The 15,426-nt window shown below is 53.3% G+C and carries 11 protein-coding genes; 1 reads left to right on the top strand and 10 read right to left on the bottom strand.

Annotation, left to right across the window (positions count from 1 at the left end):
- Positions 1-5: 5 nt before the first annotated feature.
- The 10 genes from H5P30_RS12640 to H5P30_RS12595 all read right to left on the bottom strand — a co-directional run bounded on the left by H5P30_RS12640 (position 6) and on the right by H5P30_RS12595 (position 13,790).
- On the bottom strand, positions 6-950 hold the full coding sequence (locus H5P30_RS12640; protein WP_185693288.1) for a hypothetical protein: 945 nt from the start codon (positions 948-950) through the stop codon (positions 6-8).
- A gap of 185 nt (positions 951-1,135) precedes the next feature.
- A complete protein-coding gene (locus tag H5P30_RS22690; protein WP_354587816.1) occupies positions 1,136-1,414 on the bottom strand; it encodes a sulfatase-like hydrolase/transferase in 279 nt (92 codons plus the stop codon).
- A gap of 131 nt (positions 1,415-1,545) precedes the next feature.
- The gene (locus tag H5P30_RS12630; protein WP_185693286.1) at positions 1,546-3,339 is read right to left on the bottom strand and encodes a beta strand repeat-containing protein; all 1,794 of its coding nucleotides are present in this window, start codon (positions 3,337-3,339) and stop codon (positions 1,546-1,548) included.
- Positions 3,340-3,635: 296 nt separating this feature from the next.
- A complete protein-coding gene (locus H5P30_RS12625; RefSeq protein WP_185693285.1) occupies positions 3,636-3,839 on the bottom strand; it encodes a hypothetical protein in 204 nt (67 codons plus the stop codon).
- 15 nt (positions 3,840-3,854) lie between these two features.
- The gene (locus H5P30_RS12620) at positions 3,855-5,198 is read right to left on the bottom strand and encodes a sulfatase-like hydrolase/transferase (protein ID WP_185693284.1); all 1,344 of its coding nucleotides are present in this window, start codon (positions 5,196-5,198) and stop codon (positions 3,855-3,857) included.
- A 16-nt stretch (positions 5,199-5,214) separates the two neighbouring features.
- A complete protein-coding gene (locus H5P30_RS12615; RefSeq protein WP_185693283.1) occupies positions 5,215-6,618 on the bottom strand; it encodes a family 4 glycosyl hydrolase in 1,404 nt (467 codons plus the stop codon).
- 35 nt (positions 6,619-6,653) lie between these two features.
- Entirely contained in the window at positions 6,654-8,813 is a 2,160-nt protein-coding gene (locus H5P30_RS12610) for an alpha-L-fucosidase (RefSeq protein WP_185693282.1), read from the bottom strand.
- Positions 8,814-9,052: 239 nt separating this feature from the next.
- Positions 9,053-10,060 carry a substrate-binding domain-containing protein gene (locus H5P30_RS12605; RefSeq protein WP_185693281.1) on the bottom strand — a complete coding sequence of 336 codons (1,008 nt, stop codon included), beginning with the start codon at positions 10,058-10,060 and terminating at the stop codon, positions 9,053-9,055.
- Positions 10,061-10,215: 155 nt separating this feature from the next.
- Positions 10,216-10,512, bottom strand: a complete 297-nt coding sequence (locus H5P30_RS12600) for an SGNH/GDSL hydrolase family protein (RefSeq protein ID WP_185693280.1) — start codon at positions 10,510-10,512, stop codon at positions 10,216-10,218.
- 47 nt (positions 10,513-10,559) lie between these two features.
- Positions 10,560-13,790, bottom strand: coding sequence for a family 10 glycosylhydrolase (locus tag H5P30_RS12595; RefSeq protein ID WP_185693279.1), 3,231 nt, complete (start codon positions 13,788-13,790; stop codon positions 10,560-10,562).
- 224 nt (positions 13,791-14,014) lie between these two features.
- On the opposite strand from H5P30_RS12595, the gene H5P30_RS12590 reads away from it, so the two are divergent.
- Positions 14,015-15,412, top strand: a complete 1,398-nt coding sequence (locus tag H5P30_RS12590) for a sulfatase (RefSeq protein ID WP_185693278.1) — start codon at positions 14,015-14,017, stop codon at positions 15,410-15,412.
- Positions 15,413-15,426: the final 14 nt, after the last annotated feature.

Genomic DNA, 15,426 nt, shown 5'->3' with positions numbered 1-15,426 from the left:
ACGGCCTATTTTACCCCATGACCTCGTGGACGACGACGGAGAAAAAGTATACCCCCTCCGATGATTCCGAAGAGAAGTGCAAAGCCCCCCGGTTCGGGGATCATCACGACATCCGACCACGATGTGCCGATAGTCGCCTCGTCAAATTGAACTAAAACGTCGTTCGCCGTGAAATCACTGGTATGTAACGTCAGTTGATCGATCGGCTGACTCCCGGCACCACTCGTCGAAGTCATGCTCTGATAAACAATACTGTCCGAAGTTGCTGCTGCTTCCGAGGATATATCTATCGGGTCGATCCAGATGGACATCTGTTCCGTGCCGTTCCAGTTGCTATTCCCTCCATTATCCAACTTGATGACGAACAAGTGCGTCCCGGAAGTGTAGGCAGTCCCAAGGTCGACATATTCATGCACACCTGTCGCGCTGTTCCGATTCATCAGCATGAAATTCCCATCCTTCACACCGGCCCCCAGACCAAAGGCGAAATTGTCGCCGGAAGAGTCGCTACGGAATGCGACAAATGCGTCACCAGTAGCATCCACCGAGCTGAGATCCATCAAAAAACTGACATAGTAGGTCGATACGGAATTATCGAATGGCAAACTGGGAGTAACCGTTCGGGACGCAAACCGGGCATTGCTATTGGGATTTGTAATTCCGACCCCTCCACCGGTCCCCGTATAAGACCCATAGGAAAGATTATATTCGTCCTTGTAGGTCATTATTGAAGTGCTCGCCGCCCACACATCCGTACCCGTCGCCAATCCGGACGGTCCGGTAAGGTCCTGTGTCCCTATAGCACCATCCTCGACATAGCCGTCGGATGCCAGGAAACTTTCTTTCACCAAAGGAGCGGCCTGCAGGATGGAAGTGCCGAATAAAATGGCAGCGATGCCCAACGAAATAGATCGTTGGGAACGGAGGGCTGAGGGGCTAGCTGGGTTCATGGAACTCCTTATTTTGGAAATTAATTGGGATTCAAAACAATACCCCTAATATCATATGGTATTTTTTGTTTTGCAAACCTTTTTATCTTTCGATTTCGAACTTTCCCCGAAAGCTCCGGCATTCGCCATCGCACTACGAATTCCCCAGAAATAGGGTGCTCCCTTGTACATACCCCAAATACAAGCTATCGATCATGCCATAGACCTTCCGGATATTCACCGAACTCCCAAGCCGCCATCACTCGACCGAACTGCTTTTCGGCAAGTTCATCAGTCCGATTGTGCATTACCGATCGTTCTCTCCGCCCTACTCCAGCCACTCCGGGACCGCGAATAAAACCTGGCACTCGGATCGAACTCTCCTGGCAGGTGTTTTTGTATTCATGCCCGCGGGTTCTGGAATGGCACCCATGGTCACTGTCATAGACGATCAGCGTATTCTCAAGAAGTCCCAAGCTTTTCAGCGCGTCCGTTAATCACGCCAACCCTTCGTCCACACGCTTCACCATCCCATAGTAGGCCGACCTGACCCACACCGCAAAGTATTGCCAATAGAGACGACTAATCAGTCATCCCTTTCGGCAAGAATGACAAATTAGGAATTTCCTAATCTTGCTTTGGTTGACCTGCGGCGGGGAAAAATCATCCATCCTCCGACAATTCCGAGAAAAAGGGCGAAGGCACTCGGTTCTGGAATCACTGACGATACCGTCAAATCCAAGCCCGTCGCTGTGTAATCGGCCACAAACTCGTAGTCTCCGTAACTAACCGTTCCACCATCCGCGACATTACTAAAGACTCCCGAGAGCGAAGTAGCTGAGGCCACGATGGTCAACGTATCATTCACGCTCAATCCACTTGCGATGCCGACAAAGTCCAAAATCGCTGTCCCTGCGATACTGATATCGCCCGCCGTATTCAAAAATCCCGACTTCTCAAAATCATATTCCAAGACAGAACCATCCTGCAGAGTCAGGTTTCCGCCGCCACTGCCTTCTCCACCTAGAACTGCACCAGAATTGACCACAATATTACTCCCGACCGAACCGTCGATGACGAGTTTCCCTTCGGAGACGGTCGTACCAAATTGATCCAGGTTTGTTCCGGTCAAAGTCCAAGTCCCAGTTCCATCCTTGATAATACTGCCATCACTGAGTGACCCTGCGAGCACTCCATCGCCGGCCCCACCCAAATACAGAGCCCGAGCATTCGCGTTACTGATCGTCCCGGTATTCGATAAAGTAAAAGTTCCGGATTGGGATGTAATACGATGCCCCGTGGAAACATTAATCAATGTAATCAAACCGGCATAACTATTATTCCCGCTGACACTGACCAGTGCACCATCACCTCCACCTCCAGAAACGCCATCCCCACCCATGGAGATTGCCTCATCTCCGACGGAAATATTCCCCTGAAATCGCAACGATCCCCCGTTATCAATCGTTGTATTTCCCGTTGTATTTCCAAGACCCGTATCGTTCTCGATGATCAGAACCGCCCCATTATTGATATCAGTTACGCCTGAATAGGTATTCGCGCCCCTGAAGGTCTGTGTAACTTCGACCAAGGAGGCATCGCTACCGATATCAATGGACAATTGACCCGTCGCCGAACCGATATTATCCGCGACAACACCACTAAAACTATAGGTGCCCGCACCTTCAAAATCCAATCGGCGATTATTGTTAACAGAGAGCCCGATCGTGCCTCCACTTCCCCCATAGTCATTTAAGCCAGCGAATGTGTGAAATACATTCCGTAAGCCGATGATTCCTCCGGAACCCAAAGCGACAGTATTGTTCGCGCTTAATCCATCCCCGACCAGCTCCACTCGGCCATTGCTAACGGACAATGCACCCGAAAAAGTTGCTCCACTCGCACTGTTGTTCAAAACCACTGTACCTGTTCCATCAAAAAGAAGATCGCCGCTGCCGGACAATTGACCGTTCACGGTATTCACCGCACCGTTGTTAAAACTCCAAGTTTGATTGGTGGTGATATTAATTCCCAAGGCCCCGTCGAAGTTAACGAAATTAGCTCCACTCTCGACACTGATACCGCCCGCTCCAAGCGACAGACTTGTGCCTCCAAATGAGTTGATCGCCCCGGAGTTCGCCCCCACCTCAATGCCATAAACACTGGTTGTTCCAAAATTAGGCACGTTGGAATAGTTTCCAAGATCGAAACGAGCGGTATCCGTTACCAGATCGTCAGTCGGCGCGACACCACCGACCCAATTATTTCCGTCGGCATATGTCGATGAAGTGTCGCCATCCCACTCAATGATACTCGCCGACAGGGACGGTGAAAGAGTGAGAGCGATAGCTGCTGCAGAAAAACCGGAAAGTTGAGAAATCTGCAATGAGTGAATTAAGGGTATGTTCATTGTATTGGAGGGGGTTAAGGTACAGAGAATAGCTATCATATGCTATCTCCGGGTCAAGCGGAATCTTCCGGAACCAGGATGAAGGCTTCATGGTTGTCTAAGAACCATCGCAGTTCCAATGCTGAACACGTCAACTGTTTCCTCGTAACCCAAAGATTCTTCAGACTTTAGAGCTTCAACTCTGTCATCGAAGAAATTATGTGTGCTCGACGTTTCATTTGAAATAAGTCCACATTTTCTGCGGTTTCCCGTCCGCTTCGTGGTAGATATAGGATTCTCGGACTCGATCTAGCCGATCAGACATTCAGATCACTCATCGTCCGTTCGAAATACGGATTGCCCTCGTCCTTATAATTGAAGAACCCGTGAGGTTGTCCTTCGTAAAGTTTCAATGTGCAGCGATTTCCAGCCCCTTCCATTCCGGCACAACCCAAGACACTGGCCCGCTGGTCATCGGCGATGGTAATGAGAATATTCGGAGGCCGGGTCCGTGAAGTCATTTTGCCGCTTTCACTCTAAAGCTCTCCAGATTCCCGGGCGATTTTTCGCTGCCCACTGAAGTTCACTTTCAGCGGGGGAAGAATCGTGGGACGCTTGCCCTCCACCTTTTCCAAGCGCTTGAGCAATCGCTCCCGCAATTGTTCGGCGACCTCACGGTATCCCTCGAGCCCGATACAATTCTCCTGCTCCCAAGGGTCGGCTTCCAAGTCGTATAAAAACGCTTCTCGGTATTCGTCTGCACACCCGGCCTCCGGCAATTCTCGCTGGTCGGTTTGTACTGCAAATTTCCAACGACCGGTCCGAATCGCACGACCCGTACCGGTGGGGTTTTCGTATTCCACGTAGGCTTCGCCCGGCCATTCGGAGATCGACGAACGGAGACGCGGCACCAGCGATTGTCCCTGCATCTCCCCGGGCACCGACAGGCCCGCCGCATCCAGCAGCGTCGGCGGCAGATCGACCAAACTAACCATCTCGGGCCGCTCGCCTCCGGCCAGAAAGCCCGGGCCGTGAATGAATCCCGGCACTCGAATCGAACTCTCGTGACAGGTATGCTTGTATTCATGCCCGCGGGTTCGGAAATGACAGCCATGATCGCTTGCATACACGATGAGTGTGTTTTCCAACATCCCCATGCTTTTCAGTGCATCCGCCACACGCCCAAGGCCCTCATCCACACGCTTCACCATCCCATAATAGCCGGGCAATTGACGCGCCGCGCTGCCCTCCATGGCAGCCAGGTCCGGCGGAGTCCAGCGATCCGAATACAGTTCCCGATACCCGTCGGGGGCCGGGTAAGAGTCCTGTGGATTGTGCTGGTGGGGCTCCACGAGGGACAGGAAAAGAAAGAACGGATTCTCACGCGGCTCCGAAAGATAGCGGATCGCCGCATCCACATAGGCGTCCGAGCGATAGCCCGGCAGGTCGACCGCATTTTTCTCTTTGTCGTATAGGCGACATCCATACACCCCAGAAGACAAGTCCGGTGTATTGGATCCGAGCCAGGAAGCGTATCGCCCCTGAAGCCTTTCCGGGACCGGATCGGTCCCGGCGAGATGCCATTTCCCGATCAAAGCGGTATCGTATCCGGCCTCGTTAAAATGATCGGCAAGAGTTCGGGACCCGGCAGAGAGAACCCCCGCGGAAAGACCGGATTGCGACGCATAGCGACCCGTCTGAAGGGAAGCTCTGGCAGGGGTGCATAGCGGCTGGCAACTGAAACAATTCTTCAGGAAGGTTCCCTCGCGCGCCAGGCGGTCAAAGTTAGGCGTCAGGCCGAGGGGATTCCCGTGCAGACCGACCGTATCGTGACGCTGCTGATCCGTGAAAAAGAAGACAATATTGGGAGGGGGTGCCATTTGCAGAAGACTCAGGTTAATGGAAATATTCTCTCGCCTTACGGTACGCGGGCGCAATTTCTTCACCCGCCAATTCAAACAAGGCCGCATACAAGTTTTTCAGCGAGCGACCGAAGGGCCGAACCGGATAGCTTAAAAGTCCATTGGCCAACATTTTCGGATCCTCCAGAGCGAGGGCATCCCCCAGCATGGTTTGGTGTGCGGCAAGGCTCGCAGTCACCCCGTGCACAACATCCGGGATATCATAGGCCAATTCGGAAAACGGTCGAACCTCCTTTCCCGACAAAATCTGGGTGTATTCAACGCAATGCCGATCCTTGATCCCGACAATCGCTCCCTCATTCGCACGACTGGTAGCGATCTTGGTCGATCTCACACCCGACAAGGCGGAAAAAACCCGGACAAAGATATCATTATCGTGCCGCTTGAAGACGGAATTCTCCTTCCAATGATTCTTCCAGAATTCCCCGTCCAGATCCTTGTCCAACCAAGACTGAAAACGGCGATCCGCATCGGCCCGTCCGGCTTTCACTTTCTCTGATGCCGCATCGACGCCGTTCGGCATATTTTGGGCAAAGTCGAGCCGATTCTCATCCACTGCACTATCATACATCAGGTGGGCCATTCCATCGCCTTCCGATGAAAAGATCAGAACGCCGTATTCCCGCCAGATACGGACCAGTTTGTTGACGCTGTTCGCAATGTTAAAACGGGCAAACTCTCCCCACCAGGGCTGCAATTCGCACATCTGCCAGTCTTTGGCCAAATGGGCTTCCAGTTTAGGCAACAAGTCTTCGCCCTGCCATGTGCCGCGGATGACAAAACTCATATGATTGATACCCGCGCATTCCACCTCCAAGTCAGTCGCCGGCTCATCGCAGCCGAAAATTCGCGGGACATCCGACAAATGGTTCGTGAATCCAGCGCAAACGCCGAGGCAGCGAATCCGGGTATGGCAATTGACCATCGAGGCCAACACGGCAATGGGGTTCACGAAATTGATCAGCCACGCATCCGGACAGATTTGCTCCATACGACGGGCAATCGTCAGAAGCACGGGGGCGATTTTCACCGCAGAGACCGCGCCATTCGGAGAAACATTGTCCGAACTAATGTATCCGTGATCATAGGATACTGGCTTCCCGTGATTAAAGGAGAGCCAGGGACTTGCCGGCAGAATCACCCCGACTGCATCCGCCCCTTCCAACGCGGGGTCAAGCTGATCGCCCCAGCGCACCGAACAATTGGCCCGCTTCAACTCAGGAGACTTCAGGATCATCCGGCCCATGGCTTCCGCCCGAACCAAATCCAAGTCGTATAGGAAGATCTCTCCTTGGTCCAAAACCCCCGGAACCGCAAGAACGCCGCGAACCACACCGAGGACACGCAGAGCTCCACCTCCAACAATCGTAATTTTCATAAAAGGGTAACTGATTAAATTCGGTAGTCTGGCGACTAGTCCTTCGTCGACCAGCGATGTTCGACTAAATCACCAGGGTTGTTGAGATAGAAGACGAACCAATTGTCCGCACTTCCAGGGTGACATTTAACCAACAGCTCATTCTCCCCCGGCTCAAGCTCGATCTTTGCTTCAATGGGCTTCCAACCGTTGAACCACGCACCATCCTGCGCGCACTCCTCCTCGGACCGTTTGCTGCTCACCTGTCGGCCATTGACGATGAGATTCGCCCACCAATCGCAACCCATCAAAATGGAAATCTCGCAGGCCTCAGGAGCCGTGACATAGGTCCTTGCGTAACAAACACCCATGTCATCGGTGCCACAGAGATGCGAAAAGTTGACCGACTCATCGGAGGCCTGCGATTCGCAAGCGCGCCAATCGACCGGAATTTCACCTCGCTCGGGGGGATGAACCGCGGTCAGGGCATCCCTCACCTGAGAGATCTCTCCCTGAGGACGAAACTCGGTCGGAAAGGGACCGACGACACTCCAGTTTTCGGCGGTCAGCATTTTCCAGAGAGGCTGTGCCCGCCACAGATAAACCCCGAAGTCAGCATCCTCCCCGGAAACCGCAAGATGATGAACTCCTCCGTTCAGGACTTTCCCTTTCAAATGCAATGTGTCCGGATAATTGCAGAAACGAATGGGAAGCTTCGTGGTGCTCGAATCCGAATCCAAGTGAAGATCCAACTCTTGGCCCACGTTCGAAATCACTCCTAGATCCAGGTCATACACGCCTCTCGCCGGCACGAAAAACTCCAGCTTCTGACTACGTTTCATCTGCCAATCGTCGACATTGTGCACCTTCCCCTCTGCGGGAAGATTTCGTCCCGTATCCGCTTCCACCAACAACGAAGGCGGGGTGCTACCGGAGAGAGTTCTTTCCAATTCAACTTTCAACACGGCCAACGATCTGATCGGTTCATCCACCGGAAGCCCGAGAATTCTCACACAACCATCTGGCGATCGATCAAAGTCTAACTTCACGTCCGACCCCAGCAACTCAACCGAGCGCACATCCACATCGATACCTGCGATGACGGCGCGTTCACACGGCCACTCCTCCAAATGGAAATACAGGCAATGCTCGCGGCAAGTAACCGAACCAATCAAATGTTCGGACTCCGTGTAGGGCGTCCGCTCCGAATCGCAAACCGACTGCCGGTTCACCCGCATCCAGTCGCCGATGGCCTCAAGACGCTCGACTTCACTGGGCCGGAACGATCCGTCTGCCAACGGGCCAATATTCAATAAATAGTTTCCCCCAAATCGTGCACAAAAGACCAGATCCTGAATCAACCGCTTCGCCGATTTCTCCTGCCCGACATTTGGGCGCCAGCCCCAGGACTGACCAATGGTCTGACAACATTCCCAAATCCGGCCAGTAGGGGCGGGAGTCAGATGCGGTTCCGGCGTAGTCACATCTTCCGGCCGCGCGGCCCGGTCGTTGATGAGGATTCCAGGCTGCAGCTCACGAACCATTGCGTTGAGCTCTTCGGATCGCCAATATTTCGACCGGATGCTGGCCTCTCCCATCCCGGGAACGACGCATCCATCGTACCAAAGGTAATCGATTTGCCCGTAATCGGTCATCAATTCCCGCACCTGAGCATGGGTCTCTTGAACCATATTCTCCCATCCCTCCGGATCCGCCAATGGCCCCGAAAAGATCGCCGGCCACTGCCAGCTCATTACGGAATAATAGATCCCCACACGCAAGCCGGCCCGGGCACAGGCTTCGACATACTCACGAATCAAATCACGCTTGGCCGCTGTGCGAACCGTCGTGAAGTCGGTGGTATTCGAATCCCACAAACAAAATCCATCGTGGTGCCTTGCTCCAAACACCACATAGCCAGCCCCGGCCTCTTTCGCCAAGGAGACCAGAGCGTCCGCATCAAACGACGAAGCCGTGAACCTGTCCGCCAGTTGATTGTACTCCGCCGGACGGATCTTTTCGTGAAACATCAGCCACTCCCCCTTCCCGTGAATGGAATATAGGCCGTAGTGAACGAACATTCCGAAGCGAGCCTGATCAAACCAAGGAGCCTTTACCCCATTCTGTAGACCATCCGCTGAAGCGAAAGAAGTTTCCATCAGATTATAGCCATTTCGCCCGGAAGATTCGGATTCCGTAATACCGTCTGTTTTCATCGCAAGACTCCTAATACCATAAGTGAGAAACCCCAAAACTATCTTATGCTAGAAGAATGAGACAAGACAAATTCGTTCGCGAAACCATTTTCTGATGCGCCATGGATCTACGGCCGAAAGATTGAGGAGGCGCACGGCTTCCCGCACCAACACGAACATGACGTCACCAACACACGGGCGCCGCCCCCCTTCGGCGAAGTCAAAAATACTCACCGCCCCAAACAGGCTCTCGAGAGGGATTAGATTTTGCGAGTCGACTGTCGGACAATCATCCTAGGCTCAACCCGCAGGTATTGATGGGGGGTTTCCCGATCCTGGATCCGACTGTCGAGCAGCCTCACGGCTCGCTCTGCAATCACCTCCGGTCGCTGGTCGACTGTGGTGAGCGGAGGCGTTGACATTCTCGACAGATCCAAATTTCCACAGCCGACGACCGAGATATCATCGGGGACCCGCATTCCGTGCTGCTGCAACTCCTGGATCGCTCCCAATGCCACGGCATCCGAAGAGGCGACAATCGCGGTAAATGACTCTCCCTTCTCAACCAGACTCCGAACCGACTCCACCCCAGCTTCAAACAGATACTGCCCCCCGAGAACGAGGTTCTCATCCAGCTCAACACCGGCACGGGCCAAGGCACGAACATATCCTTGATACCGCTGGTCTGAGCTGGGGCCCGGGTATCCCTTCAAATAAGCGATTCGCTGATGCCCCAACTCAAGCAAATGTTCCGTCGCCAACCGACCGATCGCGCCGTTGCTGTTCCCGACTCCGGAACAACTCAACCCCTTGATATTCAAATCCAGCAGCACATAGGGATATTTTTGCTGCTCCAGCATCGCATAGACATCCACCGGCTCATTGGAGTTTGCCGGGGCAATGATCAAACCATCGACCCGGTACTCCCGGAGAGCCACCACTTCCTTTTCCAGGATCTCTGGCGAACTGTGACTTTGACAGATGAAGCACTGAAGTCCCAGCTTTCTGGCTTCGCTCTCGATCGTCCCAATCATGTCACTAAAATAGGACACCTTCAGCTCCGGCATAATGATGCCGATCACATGGGTTCGGTTCGAGCGCAGAGCTTTCACCAAAGCGTTTCGGTGATAACCGCTGGCCTCCACGGCTTCCATAATCTTCTCCCGAAGCTCGGGCCCCACCATGTGGGACCGACCATTCAGGACGTGGCTCACGGCCGATCGGGAAACTCCGACTTTTTGTGCGATCGCTGTCTGAGAAATACTCACGATTCTGGGGATATACTGTCTTAAGTGAGCATGCAATCCAAATCAAACCAACGAACGCAACAAGTCATTATGCTGGAGACAGATGCAAACCTGAAAAGGTCATAGAAAGACTCGGATCGCATCCACGGAAGAGACACCCTCCCCCATGTCCCAAATCATTGCTCTGCAAGCACAGCGCGGATCTCTTCCGCAACTTGATCTCCGATCGCTTGGTATCCAGCCTTCGAGTAATGAACATCATGAGGAGGCAGTGCCAATCGCCCCTCGAAGGAATGAGTCAAGCGATTCAAATCGTTGACGCGAACACCGTGCCTCGCCATCACCCGTTCAGCGATGGCGTTAGATTTAAAAGAGTCCCCAATGATCAAGACCCGGGGAAGCGAGACTTCCTCGGTCTGCCCGGACGTTGTGGTCAGAAGACCCAACAATAGAACGGAAAGAAGGATTTCCACGAATTTTAACGGAGATTGAATGGATTCGTGACCTCTCTGAAAGCGTATCACCACTCCCCCTGAGGAACCGGAGTCCGATCGTTCCAAAGTTCCGGAGGATATTCATCCAACTGGACAAAGATCGTCCAAAGATCCGGATGATACAGATTCTGCCGCACTTTGTGATATTCGCCATCTGCCAAAGCTTGCTGGACCACCTCAAATCGCTCCTGAGCCGCAGCGTATTTTTTGGGAGACACCGCATTTTCGATTTTTCCATCGGGCTGCAACCAATCCTCCACCGTAGCGACTTGACGTTCAGCACGCTGAATTCCTTCCTCGGATACCTGAACCGAAAAAGACACCGGCCGATTGTCGCCGGATGTCTTGAGAGAAATCAACTCATAGGGCTCCAGCTGAACCTGCCAAAACCCCGCATCGTCGATTTCCATCGTTTGGCCATCGACAAGGCGAACCACATTTCCGTCGTGCTCAAGAAAGCTTACTTGAGCCTCCACGGGTTCATCCAACCGGTTCACTAAATAGAAGTAGGTAGAATCCCCTGATTTCCCCAGCCAAAGAGCGACAGGGTCTCCAGACCCGATTCGCTCCATCCCGATATTGGGCAGAGCGCGGTAGTGGGGCATCCATTCGCGTAACCATTTCGGCGGCCAGGAAATGTAAGCATGACTTCCATCGGTGATCATGGTCGTATTTCCATCCGCCATGGCATTGGCGAAACGCTCCAGAAAATGACGCCCGGCGGGAAATACCATCCCGGCTCCGTGCATCTTGGGCCGACTCATTTTCTTATTCGAAGTCGTTTCTTCATACGAATACCCCAGCTCGTCACCATAGGCCAAATCGGACTCGTAGGAATTGGCGTCAAAGTGAACACCACTCTCGCGGCCTCCATCAACATTCCGATAGGCTTCCCCGACCACGTCCGGGTCCAGGTATGAATAAAAGCGAGAACCTTGACGGGATGGATTGCGAATGGCGCCGGAACGTGCGCCCGCGGGATAATGACGCCAATCATTGATCACGATGCTCGGCGTATCCCGATAACGATCCGGATCGATTCCCGTCTCTCGCAGCATCCCCGCCCATCCCAGACGGTCGTAACGATCGATATTCGGTTCTCCCCGAAAATCCGGGCGGAGTACATCAATGTTCAGTTTCCAATCGGGGCGCCTTTCCTGAAGGATTGCCAGCAGTCGAAGATGCATGGTCTCGATCTGATCTGCGCGCCAGTCCACCCACTCCTGATAAACGTTCTTCGTCATCCATTGGTAGCGCTCCTCGAAACGCTTCGGATCATCCTCATCGACCGGAACCTCAATTCCGGTATCTTCTTCGAATTGAGAGACCGTCCAATCATCATATCCATACTCGATATTGGGCCATGCCTGCCATCCAGGAAACTGCCAGGCCATGTGACGAATTGCGACTCCCCCGTAAGAGGGCAGGTCCTGATAACGATCCGCCAATTCGGTTACCACATCAGCAACCCAATCCTGAACCCCGGGATGAGCAGGATTGAGAAAAATCGCATTGCCTCGTGCATTGTTCTTTCCGGACCGGTGCATCGCCACCCAAGGCATCGTATCCGCATCCTTCCAGGAAACATCGCCCTTCGGATCCACGCCCGTAATCCGCTCGGTAAAGTACCGGCGAGAGATATCGCGCTGCATTCGGGGATACAGCTGGCCCATAAACTGCATGTTGTACTTCTCGGCAACGAGAGCGAGCAGACGAACCGTATCGCGGGGAAACTGTTCCTTACTCGAATCGAATCCACCCCCATTGAAACCCTGTTCCGGGATGAAGCGAGTCGGCCACAACTTATCTCCGTAGACCGAAATCGTCGGCTTCCAAAAATTTGCCCCGACAAATCGTGAATACCTCCCAATCCTCTCCGCCGGCTGCCATACGCTCAACCAAGAGTCGTCCTCCATACTCGTCGTCCACTGCGTAAAACGTCCCGGCTCCTCCTGATACCGGCCAAACAACCGCCCCTCCTCGAGATCCAGTCCAGGCATAGCCGGGAAGCCGCCCGTAATTCTGTAGACGTTGATTTTCGAAACTGCGGCCGGCTGGCCTTTCCACCAATTGCGGAAGTGGACACGGGGATTCGTTTCCTTGTTATAGAAAACCATTTCCGTGGTCTGCATCTGATCCGTCAGTGAATAAATCCCTCCCGACAAAATTCCATGCGTCAGCGTGCGTCCCCAAGGCTTTTCCTTCTCAATCAACGAATAAGTCCAGTTCCGGCGATCATCGTCTGCATACTCGATCTCCAGAAGGTAGGGCACTCCCACTTCGGGCAAATCCAACTCGTAGGCAAACCAATCGGCCTCTACGTTCTTCTCCATGTGGCCGTGCTCTCCGCCCTCACGATAGACAAGACCATTCCGCTCCACGACCTTGTCCCGACCGCTTCCATACTCAGGCTCTTCTTCAATAGAATTTATGGATTCCACCAGTTCAAGAGACCATGGGGCTTCCGGCGGGGAATCCGTATCGATCGTCAAATACTGGAACGTCCGGTTCACCACTTGCCCGGCCGGCCCAGTTGCAACCACATCCAGAATCCCTTCCCGATCCGTCGGCAAATATATCGTCTCCTCGTAGAAACCGGGTCCGACAGGAATCTCTATTTCCTCCTCGGAAACAACTTCGCCACTTTCCGAATCCACGTACTGAATCATTATCTCGTAATCGGAATCCGTCTGACCCGCCTGAAGTGCCACCGGTACGGATTCGCCCTTTCGATAAACCAGATAGTCTTTCTCCAAGTCTAAATAGACCATCCCCTCCGGACTCTCAGCCGGACGGAAACGCATCTCTTGAATCCGTGGAGGTCCGGGATGCCAACCGCGTTCAACCACCAATTCATGAGACCCTTTCGTCAAATAGACGTTCCGTAGTTTAGTTCCATCCTCCTCCGGTTCGAATCCAACAGGCTCCAAGACGCCATAGAAAAAATACTCTCCGTCGAGTCGAAAGCTTGTCGGCCAACTCCCGGAATGGACGATGAACTCATACCACCCGTCCTCGGGAACGTCGAAAGCGAAATTTGCGATCAACGGCGTCCGCAGAACGTTCTCTTCCCGAATCCTGTTCTCGGTTTCTTCGCTTACATAATCGAAACTCACCGCATCGACTGGCTTGAGGATAATCGCTTCGGTTTCCGAAGACCAGGCCGTGCATAGGCCGCTCGCCGCGAGAATAGAGAATCGACAGAGCAAACGGATCGAGCAGAGAACGGACAAGCCGCGAAAAAGATGGGGAAACATGATTTTCCAGGGTTAGGATTAGAAGCAGATGTGGCTACTATTGACTTCGATAGATCACATATGATAGTTTCTTTGTCAATATCGAGCTTCTACTCTCTTCATGGATTTCAATGGATCATAGACTATCGTAAGTATGTAGGTTCCGGATTTTCATATTCTCTTCGCATTGCTCATCTCATACACAACCATCTTCGATCCCCCCTTGTTCGCCCCCATATCCTAAGATGCAAAAACCGAATATTCTTCTTTTTCTCATGGATGACCTAGGCTGGAAAGACCTGGGATGCTATGGAAGCAGCTTCTACGAGACCCCCAATCTGGACCGCCTAGCAGCCGAAGGAATGCTCTTCACAGATGCCTATGCCAGCTGCCCAGTCTGCTCACCCACACGGGCCAGCATCCTCAGCGGGAAATACCCAGCTCACGTCGGAGTCACTCAATTCATCGGGGGACATGCGGTCGGCAAACTCAGCGACGTGCCCTACTTCCATTGTCTGCCCCAAAGCGAACGCAGCCTCGCCACCGCCTTAAAAGAAGATGCCGGTTACCAAACCTGGCATGTCGGGAAGTGGCACTTGGGAGGCGGCCTCTCCCTACCTGAACGGCATGGCTTTGACATCAACATCGCCGGGAGCGACTGGGGCCATCCCTTGCGCGGCTATTTCAGCCCCTATCAGATGCCCAAGCTGAAAGATGGCCCGGAAGGGGAATATCTCACCGACCGCATCACCGATGAGGCCATCCAACTTTTGGATCGAGCTGCATCAGAGAAAGAGGCCAAACCGTTTTTCCTCAATTTCTGGCACTACGCCGTGCACACTCCGATCGAAGCACCGAAAAACTTAGTCGAGAAATATAAGGCCAAGGCGAAAGATCTCGGACTCGACCAGATCGATCCAATCGAGCGCGGCGAACATTTCTCCTGCGATCACAAGAAAGACCAATACATCGAACGACGCCAGATCCAGTCCGATCCGGGCTATGCCGCCATGGTGGAAAACATGGATACCAATATCGGGCGGCTTCTCGCAACGCTGGAACGCAACGGACAAGCTGATAACACCATTGTTATCTTCACGTCCGACAATGGAGGTCTCGCCACCTCGGAAACCTCCCCCACCTCAAACGCACCTCTGGCTGAAGGCAAAGGTTGGATGTACGAAGGGGGCACTCGTGAGCCGCTTCTCGTCCGTTGGCCCGGCCAGATAAAACCCGGCTCCCGATGCGTGGAACCGACAACCAGCCCCGACCTGTTTCCCACGCTCTTGGAGATCGCCGGGGCACCTCCCCAGCCCCCCACCCGCATCGACGGAAAAAGCATCACTCCCCTATTTAAAGGAGAAGCATTCGAACGAGGGCCCATATTCTGGCACTACCCGCATTACAGCAACCAAGGAGGATGTCCCGGATGCTCTGTTCGCGAAGGCGACTACAAATTAATCGAATTCTTCGAGGATGATTCGCTCGAGCTCTACAACCTTCGCGACGATATTTCGGAAACCAAAAACCTATCGACGGAACGCCCCGAGTTAACTCAAGAGCTGAAGCGCAAACTGGATGCCTGGAAAACCGAGGTCAAAGCCCTCATCCCGGAGCCCAATCCGAACTGGAAGGCCAACTAAACACTCAAAATTCA

The organism is Puniceicoccus vermicola, assembly GCF_014230055.1.
Taxonomy (GTDB): Bacteria; Verrucomicrobiota; Verrucomicrobiia; order Opitutales; family Puniceicoccaceae; genus Puniceicoccus; species Puniceicoccus vermicola.
Note: the sequence above shows the minus strand (reverse complement) of the source record. Positions and strands in the feature narration are given on the sequence as shown.

Bases quoted from the DNA above. Each gene is read 5' to 3' on its own strand.
- H5P30_RS12610 (WP_185693282.1), bottom strand. From the start codon at position 8,813: ATGAAAACAGACGGTATTACGGAATCCGAATCTTCCGGGCGAAATGGC.
- H5P30_RS12640 (WP_185693288.1), bottom strand. From the start codon at position 950: ATGAACCCAGCTAGCCCCTCAGCCCTCCGTTCCCAACGATCTATTTCG.
- H5P30_RS12630 (WP_185693286.1), bottom strand. From the start codon at position 3,339: ATGAACATACCCTTAATTCACTCATTGCAGATTTCTCAACTTTCCGGT.
- H5P30_RS12620 (WP_185693284.1), bottom strand. From the start codon at position 5,198: ATGGCACCCCCTCCCAATATTGTCTTCTTTTTCACGGATCAGCAGCGT.
- H5P30_RS12625 (WP_185693285.1), bottom strand. From the start codon at position 3,839: ATGACTTCACGGACCCGGCCTCCGAATATTCTCATTACCATCGCCGAT.
- H5P30_RS12615 (WP_185693283.1), bottom strand. From the start codon at position 6,618: ATGAAAATTACGATTGTTGGAGGTGGAGCTCTGCGTGTCCTCGGTGTG.
- H5P30_RS12590 (WP_185693278.1), top strand. From the start codon at position 14,015: ATGCAAAAACCGAATATTCTTCTTTTTCTCATGGATGACCTAGGCTGG.
- H5P30_RS12595 (WP_185693279.1), bottom strand. From the start codon at position 13,790: ATGTTTCCCCATCTTTTTCGCGGCTTGTCCGTTCTCTGCTCGATCCGT.